At 45.4% G+C, this 23854-nt stretch carries 20 protein-coding genes; 2 read left to right on the forward strand and 18 right to left on the reverse strand.

The window, feature by feature from the left end; genetic code table 11:
* Positions 1-31 precede the first annotated feature (31 nt).
* The 3 genes from AC58QT_RS10075 to AC58QT_RS10085 form a co-directional block, all read right to left on the reverse strand.
* On the reverse strand, positions 32-862 hold the full coding sequence (locus tag AC58QT_RS10075; RefSeq protein ID WP_497408804.1) for a helix-turn-helix transcriptional regulator: 831 nt from the start codon (positions 860-862) through the stop codon (positions 32-34).
* A gap of 69 nt (positions 863-931) precedes the next feature.
* Entirely contained in the window at positions 932-1660 is a 729-nt protein-coding gene (locus tag AC58QT_RS10080; RefSeq protein WP_497288703.1) for a phytanoyl-CoA dioxygenase family protein, read from the reverse strand.
* Between the two features lie 126 nt (positions 1661-1786).
* Complete coding sequence (locus AC58QT_RS10085) at positions 1787-2641, reverse strand: helix-turn-helix transcriptional regulator (RefSeq protein WP_497408805.1); 855 nt, start codon at positions 2639-2641, stop codon at positions 1787-1789.
* A 122-nt stretch (positions 2642-2763) separates the two neighbouring features.
* On the opposite strand from AC58QT_RS10085, the gene AC58QT_RS10090 reads away from it, so the two are divergent.
* Both AC58QT_RS10090 and AC58QT_RS10095 read left to right on the forward strand, forming a co-directional pair.
* A complete protein-coding gene (locus AC58QT_RS10090) occupies positions 2764-4137 on the forward strand; it encodes a DUF455 family protein (protein ID WP_497408806.1) in 1374 nt (457 codons plus the stop codon).
* 20 nt (positions 4138-4157) lie between these two features.
* Positions 4158-6017 (forward strand): heparinase II/III domain-containing protein, encoded by a 1860-nt coding sequence (locus AC58QT_RS10095; RefSeq protein ID WP_497408807.1) that lies wholly within the window; start codon positions 4158-4160, stop codon positions 6015-6017.
* A 60-nt stretch (positions 6018-6077) separates the two neighbouring features.
* On the opposite strand, the gene AC58QT_RS10100 is transcribed toward AC58QT_RS10095, so the two are convergent.
* The 15 genes from AC58QT_RS10100 to AC58QT_RS10170 all read right to left on the reverse strand — a co-directional run bounded on the left by AC58QT_RS10100 (position 6078) and on the right by AC58QT_RS10170 (position 23709).
* Positions 6078-6950, reverse strand: coding sequence for a phytanoyl-CoA dioxygenase family protein (locus AC58QT_RS10100; protein WP_497408808.1), 873 nt, complete (start codon positions 6948-6950; stop codon positions 6078-6080).
* 128 nt (positions 6951-7078) lie between these two features.
* Positions 7079-7912: an AraC family transcriptional regulator gene (locus AC58QT_RS10105; RefSeq protein ID WP_497408809.1), complete on the reverse strand. Its 834-nt coding sequence runs from the start codon at positions 7910-7912 to the stop codon at positions 7079-7081.
* 113 nt (positions 7913-8025) lie between these two features.
* On the reverse strand, positions 8026-9189 hold the full coding sequence (locus AC58QT_RS10110; RefSeq protein ID WP_497408810.1) for a DUF4317 domain-containing protein: 1164 nt from the start codon (positions 9187-9189) through the stop codon (positions 8026-8028).
* Between the two features lie 155 nt (positions 9190-9344).
* Positions 9345-10748, reverse strand: a complete 1404-nt coding sequence (locus tag AC58QT_RS10115) for an NAD-dependent malic enzyme (protein ID WP_497408811.1) — start codon at positions 10746-10748, stop codon at positions 9345-9347.
* 27 nt (positions 10749-10775) lie between these two features.
* The gene (locus AC58QT_RS10120; protein WP_497408812.1) at positions 10776-12125 is read right to left on the reverse strand and encodes a class-II fumarase/aspartase family protein; all 1350 of its coding nucleotides are present in this window, start codon (positions 12123-12125) and stop codon (positions 10776-10778) included.
* A gap of 78 nt (positions 12126-12203) precedes the next feature.
* The gene (locus AC58QT_RS10125; RefSeq protein ID WP_497408813.1) at positions 12204-13772 is read right to left on the reverse strand and encodes an extracellular solute-binding protein; all 1569 of its coding nucleotides are present in this window, start codon (positions 13770-13772) and stop codon (positions 12204-12206) included.
* 37 nt (positions 13773-13809) lie between these two features.
* Positions 13810-14667 carry a carbohydrate ABC transporter permease gene (locus AC58QT_RS10130; protein ID WP_497408814.1) on the reverse strand — a complete coding sequence of 286 codons (858 nt, stop codon included), beginning with the start codon at positions 14665-14667 and terminating at the stop codon, positions 13810-13812.
* Between the two features lie 12 nt (positions 14668-14679).
* Positions 14680-15585: an ABC transporter permease gene (locus AC58QT_RS10135; protein ID WP_497408815.1), complete on the reverse strand. Its 906-nt coding sequence runs from the start codon at positions 15583-15585 to the stop codon at positions 14680-14682.
* A gap of 98 nt (positions 15586-15683) precedes the next feature.
* Positions 15684-16754 (reverse strand): response regulator transcription factor, encoded by a 1071-nt coding sequence (locus tag AC58QT_RS10140; protein ID WP_497408816.1) that lies wholly within the window; start codon positions 16752-16754, stop codon positions 15684-15686.
* Complete coding sequence (locus AC58QT_RS10145) at positions 16732-18579, reverse strand: cache domain-containing sensor histidine kinase (RefSeq protein ID WP_497408817.1); 1848 nt, start codon at positions 18577-18579, stop codon at positions 16732-16734. The genes AC58QT_RS10140 and AC58QT_RS10145 overlap by 23 nt, the downstream gene beginning before the upstream one ends.
* Before the next feature lie 495 nt (positions 18580-19074).
* Entirely contained in the window at positions 19075-19836 is a 762-nt protein-coding gene (locus tag AC58QT_RS10150) for a DeoR/GlpR family DNA-binding transcription regulator (RefSeq protein WP_497408818.1), read from the reverse strand.
* A 78-nt stretch (positions 19837-19914) separates the two neighbouring features.
* Positions 19915-20463, reverse strand: coding sequence for a D-lyxose/D-mannose family sugar isomerase (locus tag AC58QT_RS10155; protein ID WP_497408819.1), 549 nt, complete (start codon positions 20461-20463; stop codon positions 19915-19917).
* The gene (locus AC58QT_RS10160) at positions 20450-21685 is read right to left on the reverse strand and encodes a carbohydrate kinase family protein (RefSeq protein ID WP_497408820.1); all 1236 of its coding nucleotides are present in this window, start codon (positions 21683-21685) and stop codon (positions 20450-20452) included. Before AC58QT_RS10160 ends, AC58QT_RS10155 begins: the two co-directional genes overlap by 14 nt.
* 2 nt (positions 21686-21687) lie before the next feature.
* Entirely contained in the window at positions 21688-22845 is a 1158-nt protein-coding gene (locus AC58QT_RS10165) for a Gfo/Idh/MocA family protein (protein ID WP_497408821.1), read from the reverse strand.
* 30 nt (positions 22846-22875) lie between these two features.
* Positions 22876-23709: a class I fructose-bisphosphate aldolase gene (locus AC58QT_RS10170; protein WP_497408822.1), complete on the reverse strand. Its 834-nt coding sequence runs from the start codon at positions 23707-23709 to the stop codon at positions 22876-22878.
* Between the last annotated feature and the right edge of the window lie 145 nt (positions 23710-23854).

A 23854-nucleotide genomic window follows, 5' to 3' on the forward strand; every position in this document is an offset into this window, starting at 1 on the left:
TCAATCTTAATGAATTCTTAAATTGAACTTTCTATTCGATCATTCGTATACTTTTAGGCGTTCGGTTATATTTTCGTTTAAAGGCACGTTCAAAGTGATTCAGCGTATTGAAACCCGATGATAAACAAACCTCAGTGACCGATAAATCGGAAGAGGCCAGCAACGATTTTGCGAAGGATAATCTTACCTCCAACACGTACTTTTGGAACGTAATTCCTGTTACTTTACGAAAGGACTCGCTGAAATAATTAGGAGACAAGGCTGCTAATGCGGAGATCATGTCCAGTGTCAACTCTTCTCGGAAATGGTGCTGAATGTACGCTAGCGACTTCTGAATTATCGCATGCAAACGACTATCCGCTTCACGGTGCACATCTGAAGGCGATTTGCGGTACAGCTCGAGTAAGATCCGATTTAATGTATAGGAAATAGCTAAGAGCTGCCCATCCTGATGGTGATTATACTCATAGATGAGTCGGGCAAAATCCTGTTCAACCCAGTCCGCTTTCGGCGTACTTAGATGAACATAGTGATCTCGAAGGTCACAGAATAAATGCTGACTCACCTTTTCATCCAACAGCTCCTGAGAGAATAGCACATTGTATTTTCGCAGCGTACTTCCAGGTGACGGAATTAGTTCGTGAAAATCCGCCGGGGTCAACAGGATCAGCATCCCAGGCTCTAAACGCTGCTGTACGCCATTCCAAACATGCATGCCTTCCCCTTCAATGACATAACTAAGTTCATAAAAATCATGCCAATGCATGGGAACAGGCTGATCCAATTCATGCAGGGCGATATGAAACGAAGCCGTGGTATTCGTAAAATCATTCATCATCAGCCGAGTTGGTTCACGGTTCAACAAGGGTCATCTCCTCCGAAAAAAAAAGGGCCTTCTGGCTCCATTCCAGAATAACCCCTCTACAGCTATTTATACAAGGACATTACGGTACGTATTTCCCGCCAGATCCTTACCTCGGCAAAGCCAGATTTCACGTTGATCCATTACTTTTGTATCCGTAGAAAAATATCGCATGGTATATCCGCATCGGCGATACGGGCTTTGATTCGCTTCTGCGCCATGAATAATCCGTGAATCGTGCAGTGAGCAGCCACCTTTCTCCAATTCAAAATAAACAGCTTGAGACTCATCGACCGTCTTAATCTGCGTATCGAAGGTATTAGACTGCTTATCCACAGCCACATACTCGGAGAAACCATTATGATGCGTACCAGGAATGACGCGCATACAACCATTTTCACGATTGCTGCGATCGATTGCTAGCCATAATGTTACAATATTTTCATAGGAAGAAGCTTTCCCTTTCCAATAAGCAGAATCTTCATGCCATGGTGTAGCTCTACCTTTATAAGGATCCTTGCAAATAAAATGACTAGACCAAAGCGCAATATTAGGTCCTATGAGCGGCTCCACCAAATCAAGCACCTCGTCACTGAGCAGAAATTCCAGCAGTCTGGGATCACGTATATGAGGACGATCCAGTTCATCCGAAATTTTGTCTCCTTTTTCTAGGAGATGATCATTGAAAATAGCTTCCAATCGATTCAACTTTTCTTCGGAAAAAACCGGTTTGTTGTAAAGCACATAGCCATTTTCACGGTAAAACGAACGATCTGTTTGTGTAAGTTTCAGCATCATATGTCGCTCCTTCATCCCTATAATTGAGTGATTCATTTCTCACTTATCATAAAATAAAAGAGCATTCCATACTCCACTTATGAAACTCTGAATAGTGATTATCTTACGATGATGACTTCCCCCAACCTATCTGTCCTGTGTTCGATATTGGTAAGGTGTAATACCCATGTGCTTTTTAAACGTGTAGATAAAATGGGAAGCCGTTGCGAACCCTACCTGCGAGGCGATTATCTCTACGGATTGCTCCGTACTTTGTAGGACGAGACAGGCTTCTCTTAACCGTTTGACCGTCACATACTCTGTCAACGTACTTCCCGTATCCTTTTTAAACAAATGTGATAAGTAATAGGGTGAAATGTGCAGCTCTGAAGCTAGTTCATTCAGACGAAAACTCTCTCGATAGTTGGTATCCAACCAAGCCATCGCCTGCTCAACTATCGCAATTTTGCGAGAAGCTCTTTTCACATGAGCCGCTTCCTTCTCATCCATCACTTCGCGAAGTTTACGTAATATAGCAATAACGGTGAGCGCAACAACTTCTAACTGATCTCCATGATCTTGGTTATCCAGTTCGTGTTGTAATAGGGCAAAGATCGGACTAACCTCGCTAATCTCGAAAAATTGTGTCGGTAATATCTCTTTCCAAACTCTTTGAAAAAAAGCGGATAGCTCTGGAAATACAGCTAAATATGGTAAGACAGTTAATGGCTCAATGACGATAAGACTACGAATATAAGGTTGATCGCTGCTCGCTTTCGCGTTGACTTTATGCAATTGATAAGGTTGAAAGCAATATAAGGTTTGCGGATGCATAGGAATGAGCTTATTATCGATAATGATATGGCCATCTCCCTGCTCCACGTAAAGGAACTCCAATCCCTGATGTGCATGAAATATCGCATAGCCCTTCTCATCCGTCGTAAACTTTCGAACCGAAGACAAATAAGGATGCTTACCAAGTACATTGTCTATGAGCTTCATTCCGCACCATCCCCGAGAAAATAGCAATATAACGATATTTTAACATAGATACAGGAAACTTTTCTTGCTTCCCTTGGATTAAACTAAACGTATAGCTTTATATACAAGGGAGGGCAATGATTATGAATGAACATCGTGAAGTCAATGTGATGGATAACGAAGTCACACCTCGCATCCATGCCAACCAAGCCGGAAGATTCTACCGTCCCAAAGATACAGCCAATGCACTAGTAGCACTGTTTTGGCTGGAATTCGAGCTGTCTCGCGCAGTCTTTGGCTGGGTTCCAGCTGTTAAAGAGTTTGAAACCAAAGCGCAATTAGGTCGATTTGCTTATTTGCATAACCAACATGCCAAATACCTTTATGGGCGCGTTTCTGAATTGCCGGGGCCGTCACTGGACAAACAGAACACGCCAGCCGTCGTACGTGAGACGTTCGAGAGAATTTCACTCGCTCCTTCTGAGCATGCCTTCTTCACTGGGTATCTCTATATCCTTCAACATGTGTATGCCGAGTATGAGAAATTACAATATCGCCTAGATCCGATTCTTGATGTACCGACTTTTGATATTCTGCGGGTAATTATGCTAGACCGTCAAGATAGTATCAAATGGACGAATGAACAGATCTACTTTGCTGGAAGTGATCATCAGGAGCTTTTTCAACAAATAACGGACTGGCGTAATTATGTGCAAGGTGTATGGCAGACTTATGCAGCAGCGCCGTTGAGCGAGCAAGTTGCTTCTCTGGATTGGCCAATCCCTCCTGCCTATGAAGCCGTAGGACCTGTACCTTCCGATTCTGCCTGGAATGTGGAACGATTCCCGATTCATGTGCCGGACAGCAAATATAAAACGACTTATGAAGATCCTGGCATGTCGCCGCTTCATGACAGTATTAAACAAATGCACTTCATCAACGCGACAGAGATGGGCGCGGCAGAGTCACTCTGTTACTTGTATTACGGGGTACAGCACATGCCAAAACAATTCTTTTTTGACCTCGCTAGACATCTGTGGGATGAGATTCGCCATTGCCACATGGGGATTCGTCGCCTGGAGCAAATGGGCTATACAACATCACAGTTCAAATATTTCAAAGGTTCACCTGGGAAGGGGCTTACGGATCTAGCAGCGGAATGGTTCCCTGATATGTATGCGGGTCTGACGATGGTTGCTGAGCCCTGTTCCTTCATCAAGAAGCGTAAGAGCGCTGAACAATTCTGGAAATTCGGAGATGCTCTATCGGCCATTCAGTGTGAATTCGATATGGCAGATGAGCGTATGCATGTAGATTTTGGTAAAATATGGGGACCTGAGCTGTATAAACAAATCAACGATTTAATCACAGCTGCAGAAATGTCCGAACGCTCACGTTTGCGCCGTATTGAACAGCTTGGTGCAGCAGCAACCCCTGAAGAAGCGAAGAAAATCGCGAAGAATTTCCCTGGTTTTTGCGGACTATCAACGGTTGAGTTGAATTACACATCTTACTAATCAGGGAGGCATGGAAGACAATGAGTCACAATTCCATTTACGAGCTCCTGCCTCAAGGCAGCCCCGGCATCGGCAATTGGCTCTTTCGGGAAGATCGAGAAGCCGTACGCAGACGAGTGATGTCGGAACCTGAATTCCAACCTATTCTTGAACGATTAGCTGCTGATGGAGCAGGATTTCTAGGGCAGCCTATCACTGAATTGCCTTGGACACTATTCCGTCGAGTTTGGGAGGATGGCTTCCGCAAAACATATGAGCCCGTCTTTTTCTCCAGGAGACAGCGACTAACGACATTTGGCTTGTTGAGCTGGCTATTTCCTGAACGCACCGATTACCGAGACGGACTTTTGGATACGGTGTGGGCCATTTGCGGAGAATTTTCCTGGTGCGTACCCGTCACTTTTGAGAGCCCGCCTGGGCTCCGAACGGATGGATATTCCGTACATGAGCAAAATATACCGGACCCGGGGATCTGGATTGATTTGTTCGCTGCGGAGACTGCTTTTGCATTGGCTGAAGTCATGATGCTGACAGGGCATAGTTGGCCGGAGACCATACGAGATCGTGTGAATCGAGAAGTGTACCGCCGCATTTTTACACCTTTTCTTGTGAACGATTTCTTCTGGGAGCATGTTCGTAATAACTGGGCGGCGGTCTGTGCCGGTTCGATCGGTGCGGCAGCCATCTACTTAATTGAAGATAAGCAGGAATTAGCTCTCATCTTAGACAAAGCGCTGCCTACGGTCCATTTATTCCTTGAAGGCTTTGGCGAAGACGGCGCCTGCTTGGAAGGCTATATGTATTGGGGGTATGGATTCGGTTTCTATACGTATTTCGCAGAGCTTCTCTCCCGGAGAACCGATGGGGCGGTAGATTTACTCGCAGATCCTAAAGTGAAACAAGTAGCCTTATTTCAGCAGAACTGCTTCCTAGACGGTCGTAAGGTTGTTAATTTTTCTGATTCGCCAGAAGAATGGGATGTGTACATCGGGCTGACGCATGAAATGGCGCGGCGGTTTCCGGAGGTACAACTCCCCGCATATACGTTTCAGGATAAAGAGATTTGTGATCATTGCGGCCGATGGGCGCCTGCGTTCCGCAATTTGATTTGGTACGAGCCGAGATCACAGGGTGAAGAATGGAAGGAGGCGTCGATCTATCTAGCAGATGCGCAGTGGATGGTGTCGCGGGTCGAGAAGTTAGATGGGAAGTTCTCCTTTGCCGCCAAAGGCGGCAATAACGATGAGCCCCATAATCATAACGATGTCGGGCATTTCATCGTCCTAGCTGGACAAGAGACGTTTCTGGCTGATATCGGAGCTGGGCAATATACGAAACCTTACTTCGCACCCGCTACGAGGTACTCCTTCATTTGCAACAGTGCATTGGGGCACTCTGTTCCTATAATCGATGGCGTTAGCCAACAAGCTGGTGCAGCTTATAGAGCGACCGTACGACAGGCCGAGATTACAACCGACTATGACCGATTCGTCGTAGAGCTGCAGGATGCCTATCATGTCCCTGGGCTACTGAAGCTGCAGCGAAGTTGGACTTGGCATAAAAAAGACGGTCTGCCTAAGCTAGAGCTGGAGGATCACTATGTGTTCTCAGCACGAGCTGGTACTGCGTTAGCCGAGCGTTTCATTTGTCAGGTAAAGCCTGTGATTGCAGGAGCTGGTCGGGTCGAGCTTGTTGGCACTTCATACAAACTTGTGTTGAGCTATGACGCAGCGTTGATGGGGCCGGTTGTGGAGCCGCTGCCATCCTTGAACCATTTTGGCCATGAAAAGGTGTACTATGCGTTGGATATGAGGGTACGTGTAACGGATGATTTGGAGCGAAGGTTGCAATTCGTGTTTCATTTTGAAGGGCTGGCTTAACAACAATACCCCATCGAACTCTACGTGTGAGAGTTCGATGGGGTATTTGTTGTTTGTGTTCTAACACTCCGCGCCTGTCATTTCATTGGTGAACATCCGTTTATATTCCTTTGGGCTAAGCTTGCTTGCGGATTCAGGCGCGTAGTGAACTTGCAAAGCTCGGCGGCGCTTCGCAGAGAAATTCGGCGGCGTTCCGTGGTGAAGCAGTCCGTGAAAGATCAAGACTCCTCCTGGTTGCAGCGGAACAGCCATATCATGCTCAACCTGCACCGTGCTATCACACAGCTGCCAATCTCGTACCGCATAATGCGGTGCACCGCCCTCACGATGTGAATAAGGGATGATATGCATACAGCCATTGTCTAATTCAGCGGGATCAAGCGCAGTCCATAAGCCGATAACTGCTTTGTCATAGGCAAGCGGGCCATAAGCCATATCTTGATGCCAAGGCTTCTCCGCACCACCTGTCGGCGGTTTGAGAATGGCTTGATCCTGCGCAACCTTGGCATTTTCACCAAACAGCTTACTCAACGCTTCCATGATGGATGGGTGATAGGCAATGTCACGTAATCGCGGTTCATGATCAATATAATCACTGAGCTTACGAGCGGCAAGCTCGATCTCTTCTAACGTTTTCAACTCATTACGCGGCTTGACGAATTGGATCTTCGTGCCGGTGGAGACACCTGAGAGAATATCCATCACTGCCGCCAGTGAGGTGTTTACTTCCTCCATGGATAAGGCTTGTTCTACGACCAGATATCCACGTGCCCAAAATTGCCTCACATGCTCCTCCGTCAAATCACGCAAGGTGGAAATACGATTGTCTTCAACCTGATCATACCGATACATCGTATTTGCAATCGTATGAGCCAACTGACGCTCTTCCTCATTATCATAAGCATAAAGTGTCTTCTGTTCATTCGTTGACATGCATGCTGCCCCCTCTTCAAGCTTGAATAAAATGTCATGCTATCTAGTTTTATTGTAGCTTAAGAGGGAATCGAATGAACATGGCTTAAGTCTGTGATTCTTTGTACTTAAACGTCTTTTCTTAACAATTACAATGTTTTCTTCTCTCCATGAGATCTAGGTTGAACACCGTCAAACTTGAAGTGGGAAGGCGGAAGACCATAATGCTGCTTAAACTGCTTGCTAAACAAAAAGATTGAGGAATAGCCTAGCGTTTCAGACACTTGCGACACATTCATTGACGTTTGCGAGAGTAAATATTGGGCCCGCTGCAGTCGAATATGCGTGATATATTCTTTTACTGATATCCCCATAACCTGTTTGAATATTTTAGATAAATACCCGGGTGTTAATCCTACTAGTTGTGCAAGCTCTTCATAGGGCCGACTCCGTCCATTGTCCTCTTGAATGCGTCGCATAACCTGGGATACAACTTGACGCTGTTTTTTGGAAACCGTGGAAGTAGGTAACCCTTGCGATTGTTTTCGACTACGATATAATTTCATTAACATTTGTTTCATTAAACAGTCAAACTCCTGAGCCGTCCATTCATCCTTCTTGAACTTCGTTTCCAGTACCTGATTTAACAGTTGCTCAAGCTCGTAAACTTCCTCTAGATAAATAACTCGCTCAGGCAGCAGTTCATCTTTGTAAGGAGCAGCTTCCTGCTCTACTGTAAAATGGATAAAAACAACCGTCAATCTATTCTCGGGGTCTTGATCAGCTTCGGGTTGGTCACCGGGATGCACAAGGAAACAGGCACCTTTTTGAATAGGGTAGGCAATCCCATTGATACGCATCGTACCCTTGCCAGCTAAAGCACACCACAGGTCATAATCTTCCAGCGGAGCCGTACGCCAATTCCAGCCAATCTCGCATAAGGCTTTTCCACTATTATTAACGTCTATGATACTAAATTTCACTCAGGTCGCCTCCCTTTTGGGCAAGTTGGTGTAAACGCTAAGCTAATTTTTAATCTCAATAAAATGGCATTCGTAACAGCCGCGGCGCTCCATGCCTATGCGAGTTCCTTACTCTATAACGTCTCTGAAGTCAGTGTAAACCCTTCAATCACGACATCCTCGTCAACCTCGATCATGACACATCGTTTCCCTTGATAATTCACCTGTCTCACGAACTTTAAATCTTGCGGGCTTACCGTAATCGTCGCTACCTTCGTTTCAATTTTAATCGATTTCGATGTGAACTTTGGCATTACACTGCTTGCTTTGAGTTCGTAGTTTTTGTCGTCGACGACGTTTTGAAACGCGCGTTCTACTCTTTCCACCGTTACGTTTTCAACACCACTCGTCGCTAGAATACGTTCCACATCTTTGTAGTCCAACTTCGGAGGTTCTTCCTCCTCATTCGACTCGATGACGCGATGAATCTCCTCATATACATGTGCAATCTTAGCCGCATCCAATTGATCGCCAGCCAATTCATTTACGATGTCTTCAAAAATAGCTCTCTCTTCTAACGCTGTCACTGTTTTCTCAGCATTTAACACTTGGTCGATGAATTGCCAATTCGGTTCATGCGCTCTCCCCGAGCAATACAGGATGCGATTCACATCGGAATAGTTGTCCGTCACACTAGGATAGAAAAAACCTTGTTCCGGCGTATTCAATTTGATGATCGGATCTACGAAAACATTATATTTAAATTCTCTCTCCACATAGTCAAACATGAGTGTTTTCTTCTGTTGTTCCGTGGAATTCACGCTACATAGGATGAATAGATTCGAGAACATCTCATTCTTTTCGCTCTCCATGGCATCTTCATTCCTACTCTTGGTTGGATTGGAGTACTGGCCGCGAACAAAAGTAATCACCGTATCCTGTTCGTAGATGGTATCCGTGAGCATTTTCTCCACCAACAAAAGCATGAGATCTTGCCACTCTTCCGGGTTCCCCGTCACTAAACCTTGATGAAGAAGTACCTTTGTAGGCTGCTCCGCTTCCTCCTGAAACTTCAACTCATACATCTTCTGATCTAGTTCGCCGGTCAACAGTTTTTTGAAATTAGCCATATATAATTCCTGCTTCTCTCTGTCAACAAAGGAAAACGGTTGGCGCTCATAATGGTAAATCTCGTTTGTTTCTTTCATGATATACACGTTGAAAATATCGTGAATTTTAAGCATTTCGTTATCCAATTTAAAATGTTTACGAATGTGAGCGATTTCTTTCTTTATCATGGTTCGATAGACAACTCCTAAGAAGTGAAATTTGTCTTTCTGTGCGTTCGCACCAAAACAAAAGCCCTTCGTGAGAAGGGCTTCCAACTTTACTTCCTGTATGTTAAATCATATTGATAGATTTCTCAACCTATTTGAATATCTATCTTATCATGCTATCTAAAATCAGATGGAATCCGTTGCGCAACACCAGTCAATATGGCCGCTTCTATGACGGATTTGCGCACATTGGCAACGACATGATCGTTAAAAATACTTGGAATGATATATTGACTATTCAATTCCGACTCCGTAACGACGGATGCGATCGCACGCGCTGCCGCCAATTTCATCGGCTCATTAATTTGTTTGGCTCTGCAGTCCAGCGCTCCTCGGAAAATACCTGGGAATACGAGAACGTTATTGATTTGGTTCGGATAATCACTTCTCCCCGTTGCGAACACTTCCACATGCGGAAGGGCATCTTCAGGTCGCACTTCCGGATCTGGATTGGCCATGGCAAATACGATGCTGCGAGGGGCCATACTTTGGATATGTTCACTTGTCAGCAGACCGCCTCTGGATACTCCGATGAAGACATCTGTGTCTCGAAGAACCTCTGTTAACGAGCCTTGCTCACTTTCCACTTGAGGTTGATCCGCAAGCCATTGCCACATGGGATGTGCATAGGACTCTCCTCGAACAATCGCACCCTCACGATCCACGGGTACAAGGCGTGTGACACCCGCTCCCAGCAGCATTTTGCAGATTGAAACACCTGCTGCCCCAATCCCGTTGACGACGACGCGGACGGTTTCGATGCGTTTATTTACAACTTTAAGCGCGTTCAGCAAGCCCGCTAGGACAACAACAGCAGTCCCATGTTGGTCATCGTGAAACACAGGGACACTTAGCTCTTCAGCCAGTCTCTGCTCGATCTCGAAACACCGCGGGGAACTGATATCCTCCAAATTGATTCCGCCAAAAATCGGACTGATCCTTTTGATCGTCTGAATGATTTCCTCCGTATCCGTCGTGTCCAGACAGATTGGGAACGCATCGACATCTCCCAGCTGCTTGAATAGCATAGCTTTCCCTTCCATAACGGGTGCGGCTGCCATCGGACCGATATCACCCAGCCCAAGAACGGCCGTCCCATCCGTGACGACGGCAACCGTATTGCGCTTAATCGTCAGCGAATACGACTTCTTTGGGTCCTCATGAATGGCTTTACATACTTTAGCCACGCCCGGTGTATACACACGTGCCAAATCATCTCGATTTTTAATGGACATCGTGGGTTGAACCTTAATCTTTCCACCTAAATGCGCTAGAAATGTGCGATCTGACACATGAATCAACTTGATGCCTGTTTGCTTCTTCAAGGACTCCACGATGACGGTTTCAACGGAATCTGCTGCCTCTACCGTAAGATCCCGTATCGACGAGGATTGTCCAGGACGAATGACATCGACCGAGGTAATATCCCCGCCTAAGCTGCTTATGGATGCAGCTACCTCGCCAAAACTAGTTTGTTCGTGATCCAATTCCATCCGAATGATGACGCTCGTATTGGCCATTAAGATCGCCACCTTTCTTTATGCTAATTACTTAACGGTTCGGTGAATGCGCACCGCGCTATAAGCTCGAGCGCTCGTCTCCCTCGCTATCTCGCTGCTAAGGCCTGTGTGCGACGCTGGATCGAGCAACTTTCTGATCGCGTTAGCATCCAGATGCTTATTGACATGCGGGTCTTTCGACAGGACGTCATAGAAAGTTGTAGTAAATCCGCTTGCCGCCACTTGGTGGGCCGCTTCATGCACAACTTCATGCGCGACTTGACGACCCAACGTATCGGCCAGCGTCATCATAACCGCTTCCGCATTAATGAGACCTCCAGATATCGTTAAGTTCCTTTGCATATTTGCCGGGTACACTTCTAGACCGCTAAGAACGCTATGAATCGCACTCAGGATTTCTCCCGTTAAAATCGTGCTTTGCTCCAAGGCTGTTTGCATCATGGCAAATCGTGCACCGTCCACCTCATGGGAATGAATCATGGCCTCCAGTGCGATAGGCACGTTTGCTCGAATACGAGCGGATTTGGTAACAACTTCCATACACTTCTTCGCATTTCTTTTTTGCGGCATCGTTGAGCTGCCTACATCGCCTTCTGGCAAACTTTCGCTGACTTCTGCAAACTCTGTTGCCATTAAACGCGCAATTTCTTCTGCAATCGAAGTCAAAGAAGCGGCGATCATGCCAAGCAGCAATAAATACTCAGCAAATTGGTCAACAATGCTTCTGCCTGGCACCGTCATTGGTGCCAAGTTAAGATGCCGTGCAACGCCTTCCTGAACTGCAGGACCAATGCTGCCCAAGCTGGCATAGTTGCCAACAGCGCCTCCCATCATGACGGTCAGCATACGTGGTTTGAGTTGCTCCAATCGCTCCAAATGGCGAATCATCACATCCGACCAATTGGCGACCTTAAAGCCGAGCGTGATTGGGACGGCTTGCTGCCAATGCGTACGTCCCGCCATTACCGTGTCTGCGCTCTGCGCACCTAATTGCGCCAAAGCTTCCAATACGTCGCACATCTGCTCCTTCAAAATGGCTACAGCAGCGCGATAGCCGAGAACATCCCCGTTCTGCTCAATGTTCTGCGAGGTTGCCCCCCAATGGACAAAACCGCCATCCGGCTCCCCAACCATGCGAGACATCTCGGATACGATCGGCATCATAAAATGCCCCGTTCTAGCTTGGTCCGCCTCGAGTCGCTCAATATCCATCAATTCTACGTCTGCTGCCTTGGCGATCTTATCAGCTGCCGCTTGCGGGATGAGACCAAGCTCAGCCTGAGCCAGCGCCAAGGCTGCCTCTACTTCCAGGTAACGTTGCAATCGCGAGCGCATAGAGAAAATTTCCTGCAACTTGTTCACATGGTTGTTCAGCATTGAATCCATACTCCTTCTATTTGTAGGTAGAAATGAGACTAGGGGGATTTATGAAATCCCCCCAGCTTCATGCACCTATTATTTTTTGGCTTGTTTATTTTTCAAATACCAATCTGTCGCCTCTTGGATGACTTTGTCTCCACCGCGCTTTTTCCAATCTTCAACGAACTTATCGAAGCTGTCGATCGTCTCGCGTCCCGTTAGAATCTTGGCTGCCAACTCCATCCACAGTCCTGTAAATTGAAGCTCAGGCTTCATTTCAAGGGACGGCGGAATCGGCATATCCAATCCATCGTTGACTCTGCCTTCGCTCGTTGCGATTTTAAGCGCGGTCGGTACTAATTGACCATTTTCACGTGCCTTCATGAATTCTTGATCATGGATATAGCTTGGACCAATGAATCTTAACCATTGGGTATGCATTTGGTCTCTGTCCGAGTCTGCTTTCGTCGCCCAAGGCTTAGGCACCATCTTGCCGTTGTCTACGGTGTAATCATCACCCTCAAGTCCGTAGTTCAAGAACTTTTGAGCTTCATCCGATAGGAACCATTCCAAGAATTTCAATACATGCTCTGGATGCTTATTACTTTTCGGAATGACCCAAGTTGACAATGGATCCACTTTCGACCCGATCAAGTTACCGCCTTTTCCGTCTGGTCCCGTTGGGGCAGCAATGTTGATGAATTCAACTGGTGGCGTCAGCTTTTTATACGCTGTTGCTGTTTTGTCCGGATATTCAGCAGAATGAATCCACATGCCGGCACGCTGTGTATTTTCTATTTTCGTTACCCAATCAGCAGGCGTATTAAGGAAAACTTCTTTATCAATCAAATTTTCTTGATACATTTGCAAATGCAATTTCAAAGCATCCTTCATTTGCGGGCGAATAAAATTAGGTACAAGCTGGTTGTCTACAAACTTCCATCCCTCTGGGCTCACATCATATGCGCCAAAGAATGCGTAACCAAAGTCAAAGTTTTTACGACCAATAAAAGGAATTTCATCTGCTTTGCCGTTGCCGTTAGGATCTTTATCTCTAAATGCGCGCAGCACATTCAAGTACTCGTCAACCGTTTTTGGAGCCTGTAATCCAAGCTTGTCCAGCCAGTCCTTGCGCATGTAAACAATGCGGTTATTCGGCGTTGGCGCTTCACGTGGAATCGCATAAATTTTTCCGTCCTTACTCACGAGTGACGAATCCCACATATCCTTGCTAATTTTTGTTTTCAAGCTCGGTGCATATTTATCAATCAATTCATTCAGCTCATAAAAGGCCCCGTTGCTTAGTGCCGATGCTACTTCAGGTGACGTAATCCCGTTAACAGCCTGGATGGCATCTGGAAGATCGCCTGAGGCAAACAACAGATTCAATTTTTTCGTATAGTCACCTTGGTTGATCGTTTCAATACGGACATCTGTTTTCGATAACTCACGCAGCTTTTTGACATACTTGTCATCGCTAATGTTCGGCGAAGACGTTACGTACGGCATATTGCGATCTCCCATAATCAACTTAATGACTGGCGGAGCTGCCGAAGCCCCGTTCTTTTCATTAGTCCCCTTAGCCTCGTCTTTATTACCACATCCTGCTAGTACACTTCCAGCTACTGAAACACAAGCAACTACTGTTAACGCTTTTTTGTACATGATCCGAAATCCCCCTATTTAGGTTGAAATTGTAAGATTAACCTTTCACCGAACCAATCATTGCGCCTTTAACGAAATGCTTCTGAATAAATGGATAGATGAGCATGACTGGCACGGTTGCCACGATAATGGTAGCCATTTTAATGCCTTCTGCCGACGAGAGCGACGTGAGGAAGTCTCCGGCGTTATCTTGCGTGACCAATTGTCTTAATTTCACTTGCAGCGGAAACAGTTCAGGATCACGCAGGTACATCATGGCGGCGTAATAACCATTCCAGTTAGAGACGGCATAGAACAACCCGATCGTTGTCATAACCGGCATAGATAGGGGCAATACAATGCTCCAGAGCGTTCGGTATTCATTGCATCCGTCAATCTTTGCTGCCTCCGTCAATCCATCCGGAATCCCTTGAAAAAATGAGATCATGATGAGTAGATTAAACCCACTAATCATAGATGGAATCATAACGGCCCATAAGGTATCCAACATGCCTAACGACTTGACGAGCAAATAGGAAGGAATGATTGGAGCCGTAAAGATCATTGTGAACAATACGATGAGAAGAATTGTCGATCTTCCCTTTAAGTCGCGTCGAGCAAGCCCATAAGCCATAAGCGTCGAAAAAATCAAGCTGATCGCCGTTCCCAGGACTGTGATATACACGGTAACACCGAAAGCTTTCCAAAAACCTACGTTTTTAATGACAGCGACATAGTTCTCAAAAGTAAAGTTAACAGGGAAAACGGTGACTTCCCCTTGTAAAATCGCATTGCCTCCGCTGAACGAGCCTGCTGCAATGTTTAGAAATGGCAGCAGCACAGCGATTGAAACAAGCGAAAGAAATGCATAGTTGAAGATGTCAAACCATTTGCGAGATGGATTGATGCTTCTCATAATCCAATCCTCCTAGTAAATCGAATCTCCTGTTGTCTTCTTGCTAATGGTGTTTGCTCCCAAGATGAGAACGAGACCCACAACGGATTTGAACAATCCGATTGCCGTTGTATAGCTGTACCTTCCGTTGAGTAATCCGACTTCGTAAATGTAAGTATCCAGAATATCGCCGGCATCCTTCACGAGAGGATTCAGCAACACATAAATTTGCTCGAAGCCAAGATCCAGAATGTGTCCTATTTTGAGGAGCAGCAGTACCATGATCGTCGGCATCAAGGCCGGTATCGTTACGCTAAACACTTGCCGAAACTTGCCAGCTCCATCCATATCAGCCGCTTCATACAACTCCGGATTAATGCCTGTCAAGGCCGCTAAGTAGATAATCGTTCCCCAACCGACTTCTTTCCAAACGCCAGAAACGACGACAATACTGCGGAAATACTCCGGTTTTTGCATAAAAAACACACTTTCTAAGCCAAACAAATTCAAAAAATGATTGACCAGACCCGATTCTGGCGAGAGCAGGGTTATCATCATGCCGCCCAAAATAATCCAGGATAAAAAGTGTGGAACATACAATACGGTCTGCATCACTCGCTTAACGAAAACTTTGCGAATCTCATTCAGTAAGAGTGCAAGAATAAGCGGCGCAGGGAATCCAAAGACGAGTTGATACAAGCTGATAAGCAGGGTATTACGCAGAATTCGGTAAAACTCAGGATACGTAAATAGCTGCTGAAAATGCGCAAATCCAACAAACTCACTTCCAGTTATTCCTTTGAAAGGGGTATAATTCTGGAAGGCTATAACACTGCCGGCTAAAGGGATGTACTTGAAGATGAGAAAAAACAATAAGCCTGGCACGATCATGGAATATATTTGCCAATTTTTCTTTAGATAATTTGACTGATTAACCACGATGTCGACCTCCTTCCTTTATGTTGTTTTCATTGTAATTGTCGCGCAAAGGAAGGTACATGTGATTTAAGCGGCACAAGTTGTCATTTTTTCGCTAATTATTCCTCTAAAGAAGATAGGTTTAATCGTGTGCGATATTCCTTTGGGGAATACCCGTAAAACTTTTTGAATGTTTTTGTAAAATGCGCATAATCCGCATAACCGCATTGGAATGCGGCTTCATACATTTTGCAAGAAGAATCCGCCAGCAATGATTTAGCGTGCTCCATACGGAGCTTCGTCACGTACTGAGTGAAGTTCAAACCGAGCGATTGCTTAATATTTTCACTCGTATACGAAATAGATAACTTCAGCTCATCAGCAACGGCTTGCAGCGTCAAATTCTCATCATAGATATGGTGGTGGATATAAGCCAGCGCTTTCTTCATCGTCAGCGCGATGCCGTGACTTCTGACATCCGTCATTCGCAGCATCCACTCGCTGACTTGTTTGCGTACACGCGCCCTTAACTTGTCAATCGTATCTTCTTCCATAAATGGCACCGGAGCTGTTAATTTTTCTTTAAAGTCAGGAGAGATGGCGATTAGCTCGTTAAAGGCAAATGCCAGCATGTTGACATAGAAGGTTTTGTAACTGTCCAATTGGTCACCAAACTTTTCCGCCATATACCTATAGATATCATCCAAAAGCGAGACGATGGCAGCTCCATCCATGTCACGCAGCAGGTGAGACAGTAGCTCCCCTTGTTGGGTACAATACCAAAGCGACTCTTGGCGCTGTTCCTGCATGAGCTTTTGTCGGTTTCTTTTATTCACGATTTTCTCTAACATGTTCTCCAATTGCTCCGGAACGATCGGCTTCAATAAGTAATCGGTAACTCCGTAGCGAAGCGCTCTTTGTGCATATTCAAATTCGCCATAGCCGCTTAAAATGATCACTTCCGCTTCATTGCCACTATCACGCAAGGCTGAGACTAAACTCAGTCCATCCATGACTGGCATACGAATATCAGTTATTAAGAGATCAACCGGGTTTGATTGCATATAGGCCAACGCATCACGGCCGTTCGTAAACACTTCTATCACTGTGAAGAGATTCGTTCTCTCCACGATCACCTTCAAACTTTTCTTGATCATGGTCTCATCATCAGCAAGGATCGTTTTCAGCATCTTCATTTCCTCCCATACTTACAGGTAAAAGCACTTCTATGCAGGTGCCAAGACTGCTCGAACTTGATATGAATAGCCCGTACGGTTCGCCAAAACTTAAACGCAGACGATGGTGAACGTTCCACAGGCCTACATGCCCCGACTGGTTATCTAGATCGCCCTCTTGTCCAGACATGTTATATGTGACCTCTTCTGAAGACTGAAACGCCGCGTTCAATGTCTCCATGACGGAAGCTGGCATGCCTCCCCCCTGATCCACAATGAAGATACGATAACCTTTCGGCGTAGGCACACCTTTAATGCCAATAAAATCCGGATAACGTTCATGCTTTTCGTAAGCATGGCGGAATACATTTTCAACAAGCGGTTGTAAAGTAAGGCGAAGGGTTTGAATATAGGCCATATCCTCCCATTCGAATTCCAATTGAACGGTTAGATGTTCATAACGTTCTTTTTGAATGTCCAGATACGTTTGAATATGCTTCATCTCCTCATGCAAAGAGACTTTCTCGCCATCGCTTGTAATGCTATACCGAAAAATAGCCGCAAGCGAAGTAGCCATCCTGCTGATTGGCATCACATTTTCCAGAATTGCATAGGAATTGATGACCTCGAGTGTGTTGTATAGGAAGTGGGGGTTGATTTGGGCTTGCATAGATTTGAGCATCGTCTCTCTTTGTTTGATCACGAGTTCCTTCTCCCTGATTTCGGACGTATGAACTTCATCAATCAAATTGTGCAACTTCTCAACCATGTGATTAAAACTTGCATTCAACTCGTTAAGCTCGTCCTGCCTATCTGGATTCACATGAGCGCGCACGAACATTTCCCCGCGACCTGCTCTTTTCATAAGCGAACTCAATCGGGTCAGCGTATTGGTGAGGCGGAGCGAAAATCCGCCGAGAACAAGCAAAGAAATAAGCGTAACGCCTATCAAAATAAAGATGGTCAAATTACGCAATTTAAATAAATCACCGGTCAATTCGGCAAGCGGGATCTCGGAGATCAGCGTCCATTCGGTTAAGGGGGATTTCTCAAACACGATCAGCTTTTTAATCCCGGAATCCTTCACGATTAACGAACCCTTCTCCCGATTGTTAATACTGTTGTTGTACCATTCTGGAACTTGAGTACCAATCAGCACTTGATCCGGATGAAGCATGATTTTGCCTTCTTTATTTGCGATCCAAGTTGAACCCGACTGACTCGAGCCGATCTTACTTATAAAGGCAGCAATTTCATTCAGGCGAAGATCGATAACCATAAGCCCTTTTGTGCTTTGCGCTTTATTATTCGTGAGAATTCTAGTAATGGTAAGGATCGGTATTTGATTCTCCCAACGCACATGATTATAATTAACTTTCCGCTCATCGCTTGGCTCGTGATGGGCTAGATCTCGGCTTGCCCACACGTCCATCGTCGTACCCAGATTAGAAACGACCGCTCCATTACCTGAGTAGATGGAGAACCCATAAATTTCTTTTCTGCCATAGATAATTTGATCGATCACTTGATTTTGAATTTGGTTGGTCATGTAAAATCGTTGATAAATATCGTCAGGTGGCACACTCATAAAGGCCTGAATTAGCGGATGCGTAATATAAGGCAGGGTGCTGCGTTCTAAGTCATTGAAATAATAATTCAAATAACTACTCGCCTGCTGAATGGATTTCTGCGCAGACGCTATGGCGTTATCTTCAATCGTCTCCGTTGAGCGCTGATACCAAATAAATCCAAACAGTATAAAGGGAAGCAGAAAAAAGAGTGTAAATAACAGGATGAGTCTCATCCTAATCGAAATAAATTTGAACGGAAGCTTGCGCATGGATTACCCGCCTTATGTAGGAAAATAGTATAAAAAAACCGTCCGTATTTAACCGGACGGTTTTTTCGTTCGAACCCGTAGTTACCTTCTGTATGTTAATTCAAATCTATTGATTTCTCAACAATTTTAAGCATTTATTTAAAATAATAATTAGAAATATGAAACAACTCCTAGGCTGCTCCGGCTTCGGAAAGTCAGAATCTAAAAAAAGATGCGGTTACGCATCTTTTTCCACTAGAGAAGTCGCTGTCTATTAGGAAGGATGCGAATATGCATCTTTTTCACAACATTTTAATCTTTTTATGGCGTATCGGTAAAAAAGGATGTATATTCGCAGCAATTCCTCTATAAACGGTCTATTCTCCTTAAAAAGATGTATTTTTGCAGTTCTTTGCTCATTTCGAGATGCTTAATGGGAAGAAAATAGGGATAAGCCTTCGCTTACCCCAAAAAACATATAAATTCTTATATGTGTGCAAAACACGTAAGGCATCCCTAAGAACACACCAGCATTTGAACTTCACTTTCTTTCAAAGCCTCGTGAAGTTCACCTTCCGGATACCTGTCTGAAATAATGCGATGAACGTCACCGATTTCAGCAAATGAGAATAGATCCCGAACGCCATACTTCGTGTGATCCATCATCATATTCACTTCAGACGCTTGTTCCATAACAAGCGTTTTGATTTCGGCTTCATGCATATTCGAATTGCTGAATCCATGTTTGATCGTGAACCCCGTAGTACCAATAAATACGCGGTCAAAAGCCATTTTGGCAATCGTGACGGAAGCGACAGGCCCTACGAGTGTCGAGGTTTTATCCAGGAGCATGCCCCCCACGACAATCGTTGGAATCTGCTTGCCTTGCAGCTCCGCAGCAACATTAAGCGCATTGGTAACCACCGTAATTGGCATATTCGGTGTTAGATATCTGGCAACTTGAAGTGTCGTTGAACCTCCATCCAGAAAGATGGATTCCCCTTCTTTAATGAGCTGTGCAGCGCGGAGGCCCATTTTCATTTTCTCTTCCATCATGACACCTGTACGATCCTGCAAGGCAATATCCTTGCCCATGAGGATAGCACCACCAAAGGTTCGTCTAAGCATCCCCATCGTCTCAAGTTTCTCTATATCACGACGTATTGTCATTTCAGTGACATCAAACATTTCTTTCAATTCAGCAATTCGAATCTCTCCATCGAGTGCCATCCGATCTAAGATTTGCTGCTGCCGACCATTGATTTGATTTGTTATCATGGAGAACCCCCGTTAATGTTTCTTTTCACCTTATTATCCCAATCATTTCACTGAGGTTCAACCTGATTTCATCGAGCCCTACACATCTTCATGAATGAGGGGCATACGTTGTATGCGCAGATCCGTAAAAATATCCAACTCATCCCGACTCGTACTTGAAAATTCGGAAATGATAGCCCCCTCATCACCGGCTTGAAACCAATGCTTAATCCCAGGTTCAATCGTGTATTGCTCACCCGGATGCAGGATGATTTCATTCATGACGGTGTAGAAATCCTCACTGCCTGAAGGTACAATCGCCGATATCTCTGACGTAAGCTCCCCCTCTACATATAAATAGACGACCCCTGCACGGCAGCGAAAAGTTTCCATTTTACCCGGTTCATTTGCGATTCTAGGATGAAGATGCTCAGGACAAGTTTGTCGCGGAAATAGCACTAAATCTTTGGCACAATAACGATCAGTATTGATATAAGTAATGAGCTCCAGCCCTTGTACCTCAAGCTGTCCCAGTCCAAAGTCTGCCACTTCAATGCGCGCAATTTCTTCCTGAGTGAGTTGAATGCCTAATGATGTCAACATCTGTTCAGCCCGCAGCTGAGCTTGCCCAATTTCACTTCGCTTCATTCGCTTCAACACCCTCTTTCGGAGACTTATGATGAGGTCCTATCCATATCTGATCCTCATGCAAATGCCAATTGACCAGCTTCAACTTCGTCTCACGCTTCTTCCATCCTCTGTACATTCGGTCCTGTACGACTGCCATTTCGGGTATGCCACTGGTAGCATCCGCCTGTTCAACATTAAAAGCCCCCACGCCAACAGCGCTTTGCAGTGACTCCTTCAGTGTTAATCCCCTTGTCAGACCGAAAAGGAAACCTGCAATGGTACAATCGCCAGCTCCTGTTGTACCTACGACATCGACTTCATAACAGGAGGATAGCATTTCGCAGTTTAACCAATCATCGAGCAGATACTGCTTGGGAGAACTTAATCCCATCTGCGCCAATCTCTTCTGATCTGAAGTTGTTCGTACGTATACCCCATGCTCACCTAGCTTAATGACCACAATCGCCACTCCCATCTGGATGAGTTCAGCGGATAATTGAGCTAATAATTCAACATCTACATAAGACAACAGGTCGCCATCTGGACTCGCTTTTTCCATATGGTCGTAATGCTCTCGGTCGAGCATATACACAATTTCCTCAAAACTAGGTAAAAACACATCAACAAACGGCAGGGTTTGCGTCAGAATGGCTCGCCAGTTAGCCCTTCCAGCATCGGATTCTGGATCAGGTTTGGCCAAATCAAGCGAAACCGTCAATTCACTCTCTTTGACTCTCTTTAATAAGGATAGGAGTTCCCCACCCTCATTCTCGAACATTCTCTTCATGAGAGGTGGATAGCCAAAATGAAACAGCTTTGCTCCTTGCAAGTGTTCCTGTTTCAAATCAGAAGCCGCATACGTATCATTAGCTCCTGTCGCGTGAAGAAACATCCGATCCATATTCGGTGGACTAATGACGATGGAATAGGAGCTATCAGCCTCAGGAGATACAATCATTCCCTCGACTAGCGCAGGCTCCTGCTGCCTCAACAGGGTAAGTATCGCTTCACCGAAGGGGTCCGCACCTATCTTCCCCATTAATTTCACCTTACTTCCCAGACGGTGAAGCGCAATTCCGGTGTTCGAAACCGCACCTCCGGTCGAAATAACCGCTGGGCCGATATTCACAAGCTTCCCAGGTGATAGCAGCTCAGCTATACTCGTTTGTTTCTCGTCCATCGTTGGAATAATATCCAAGCAAATATGTCCAGCCACGACGACTTCCGCTTTGCCGCTCACAGTTATTCCTCCCAATGTAACGCAATGGTTTGACCCGTTCGATTGGATGCTAACGCGGCTGTAAACACCTGATGACTAGATGCCGCTTCTTCTGGTGTAGCGCAATAAAAAGGCTGCGCCATCTCCTTACCATGTGTTAACTCATCACAGAATGCAGCCCACATCTGTAAGATCGAATCCGAGAAGCCGAACTCAAAGATAGCTCCAGTAATGGTGCTGTACGCTGATTTATATGGAGCATCAGTCACATGCCAAGACTGTACTCCGCCAGAGCTGTAAGGCAATGAACTCACTTGCTTAGGATTCTTCGTAGTAAATTCCGCTGAGAATTTCGTACCCGTAATTCGAATGAACCACGTATTCGCATGTCCTGGGGCAATACGCTTGGTCGAGATGACCATCGGAAATTGCTGATCACCGGTGTCAACTTCACAGGCCAATATCGCATTATCCCACGTTTCGCAAGGAACCATTTCTCCCTTGCCATCGGGCCGCTCTGGTACAATTTTGGATAATAAAGCTCTCACGGATTTCGGTCTCCAACCAAAACGCAGGGGCAAATGAAGAACGTGCATCCCTAGATCGCCCATACAACCATATTCGCCATTCGTAGCGATACGCCTCTTCCAATTGATTGGTTTCGTGGGATCCAAGTCACTTGAATGCCAGAATCCAGCCTCAATTTCAATGATCTTTCCAAATTTATTCGCAGCTACCCACTGAACAATCTGTTGAACACCTGGGAAGAATGGAAATTCAGATGAGCAGCGGACGATAACATGTGGATTTCGTTCAATGGCTTGCATAATCAATGTATTGGCCGCCTGATCGATACCGAATGGCTTCTCACCTAGCAGATGTTTCCCTGATTCAATAATATCGATATAGATTTGAGCATGTAGATTGTGGGGAACCGCACAGTAAATCGCGTCTATATGGGGGTTAGCAAGCATTTCCCTATAATCGGTATAGGTGGCTTCCACACTGGATACGTTGTCTTGGAACCACTCCGTCGCTGCGGGGTTGGCATCACAGACAGCTACGATTCTGGGCTCACTGTCGATCCCGGTAAGATGGCACCATCTTGCTGCACTGCTCGCAAATTCTTTGCCCATGAGTCCGCAACCGATAACGCCAAACCGAATAATTTTCCTTTTCAAAATGTGATCCCCTCCACCTAGAACGTAAAGTTATTGACGCAATAACACCAGTGCCTTTTCTGCTGATACCCCATGATGAACAATGGACATTAAAGCTTTGGTCATGCCAGCTGGGTTCGGATGTTGAATGACATTGCGGCCATACACAATACCCGATGCGCCTTGCTTCATCAGCTCCACCGTACGGCTCATAATTTCCTCATCGCTGGCTCGCCCTCCGCCCCGGACAAGGACTGGAATACCCGAAGCAATCCCAATGACACGATGATATTCTTCCACATGATCACAAGGGTCCGCTTTAATCACATTTGCACCAAGTTCTACTGCCTGCCTAACGAGCGGCATAATCTTGTTAATATCGCCATCGACCATATAACCGCCTTTCGCTTCATTAGCTAGCATAACTAAAGGCTCCACCATGAGCGGCATGCCATACTTTTCACATGCTGTTTTGAGCAGTGATACATTTTTCACACATTGATAATGAAGTTGGGGTTGATTCGGTAATTGCAACAGATTCACACATACAGCCACCGCATCCATCCGGACTGCTTGCTCAATCGCGTTGTCGATCAGTTCGCTAAAAAGAAATGTAGGAAGCACCTGCCCATAAATATTGGCAACATCTGTACGAAGAACAAGACCTGGTTTGTTGCTTCCCGGTATGGCTTGAAGATGGTTGGCTTGACCTATGCTCAGCTGGATACAGTTAGGACCCGCATTCACAATGGTTTCAATGGCTTGCTTCATATTTTCGATACCGGTTAAAAACTGAACTTCATTAAAGAAGCCATGATCGATGGCCACATCAAAGCATTTCCCCTGTTCACTAAACATGCGATTTAATCTTGGTTGAACAGACATGTCTACCACCCTTTCCCATGTGTTTTAAAATAACAAAATTAAGTTCGTTTATAACATTATAGTAGGTTGTTTTATAACATATGTCTATCTATTTTTCTATAAAAAAATACGAGCTCCTAGATTCAACTCTAGGGCTCGTATGTCC

This window comes from Paenibacillus sp. J31R109 (assembly GCF_059692055.1).

Excerpts from the sequence above, each read along its gene's own strand:
- AC58QT_RS10125 (WP_497408813.1), bottom strand. The coding sequence starts at position 13,772 with ATGTACAAAAAAGCGTTAACAGTAGTTGCTTGTGTTTCAGTAGCTGGA.
- AC58QT_RS10150 (WP_497408818.1), bottom strand. The coding sequence starts at position 19,836 with ATGATAACAAATCAAATCAATGGTCGGCAGCAGCAAATCTTAGATCGG.
- AC58QT_RS10095 (WP_497408807.1), top strand. The coding sequence starts at position 4,158 with ATGAGTCACAATTCCATTTACGAGCTCCTGCCTCAAGGCAGCCCCGGC.
- AC58QT_RS10110 (WP_497408810.1), bottom strand. The coding sequence starts at position 9,189 with ATGATAAAGAAAGAAATCGCTCACATTCGTAAACATTTTAAATTGGAT.
- AC58QT_RS10155 (WP_497408819.1), bottom strand. The coding sequence starts at position 20,463 with ATGAAGCGAAGTGAAATTGGGCAAGCTCAGCTGCGGGCTGAACAGATG.
- AC58QT_RS10145 (WP_497408817.1), bottom strand. The coding sequence starts at position 18,579 with ATGCGCAAGCTTCCGTTCAAATTTATTTCGATTAGGATGAGACTCATC.
- AC58QT_RS10090 (WP_497408806.1), top strand. The coding sequence starts at position 2,764 with ATGAATGAACATCGTGAAGTCAATGTGATGGATAACGAAGTCACACCT.
- AC58QT_RS10100 (WP_497408808.1), bottom strand. The coding sequence starts at position 6,950 with ATGTCAACGAATGAACAGAAGACACTTTATGCTTATGATAATGAGGAA.
- AC58QT_RS10080 (WP_497288703.1), bottom strand. The coding sequence starts at position 1,660 with ATGATGCTGAAACTTACACAAACAGATCGTTCGTTTTACCGTGAAAAT.
- AC58QT_RS10085 (WP_497408805.1), bottom strand. The coding sequence starts at position 2,641 with ATGAAGCTCATAGACAATGTACTTGGTAAGCATCCTTATTTGTCTTCG.
- AC58QT_RS10170 (WP_497408822.1), bottom strand. The coding sequence starts at position 23,709 with ATGTCTGTTCAACCAAGATTAAATCGCATGTTTAGTGAACAGGGGAAA.
- AC58QT_RS10130 (WP_497408814.1), bottom strand. The coding sequence starts at position 14,667 with ATGAGAAGCATCAATCCATCTCGCAAATGGTTTGACATCTTCAACTAT.
- AC58QT_RS10140 (WP_497408816.1), bottom strand. The coding sequence starts at position 16,754 with ATGCTGAAAACGATCCTTGCTGATGATGAGACCATGATCAAGAAAAGT.
- AC58QT_RS10120 (WP_497408812.1), bottom strand. The coding sequence starts at position 12,125 with ATGCTGAACAACCATGTGAACAAGTTGCAGGAAATTTTCTCTATGCGC.
- AC58QT_RS10115 (WP_497408811.1), bottom strand. The coding sequence starts at position 10,748 with ATGGCCAATACGAGCGTCATCATTCGGATGGAATTGGATCACGAACAA.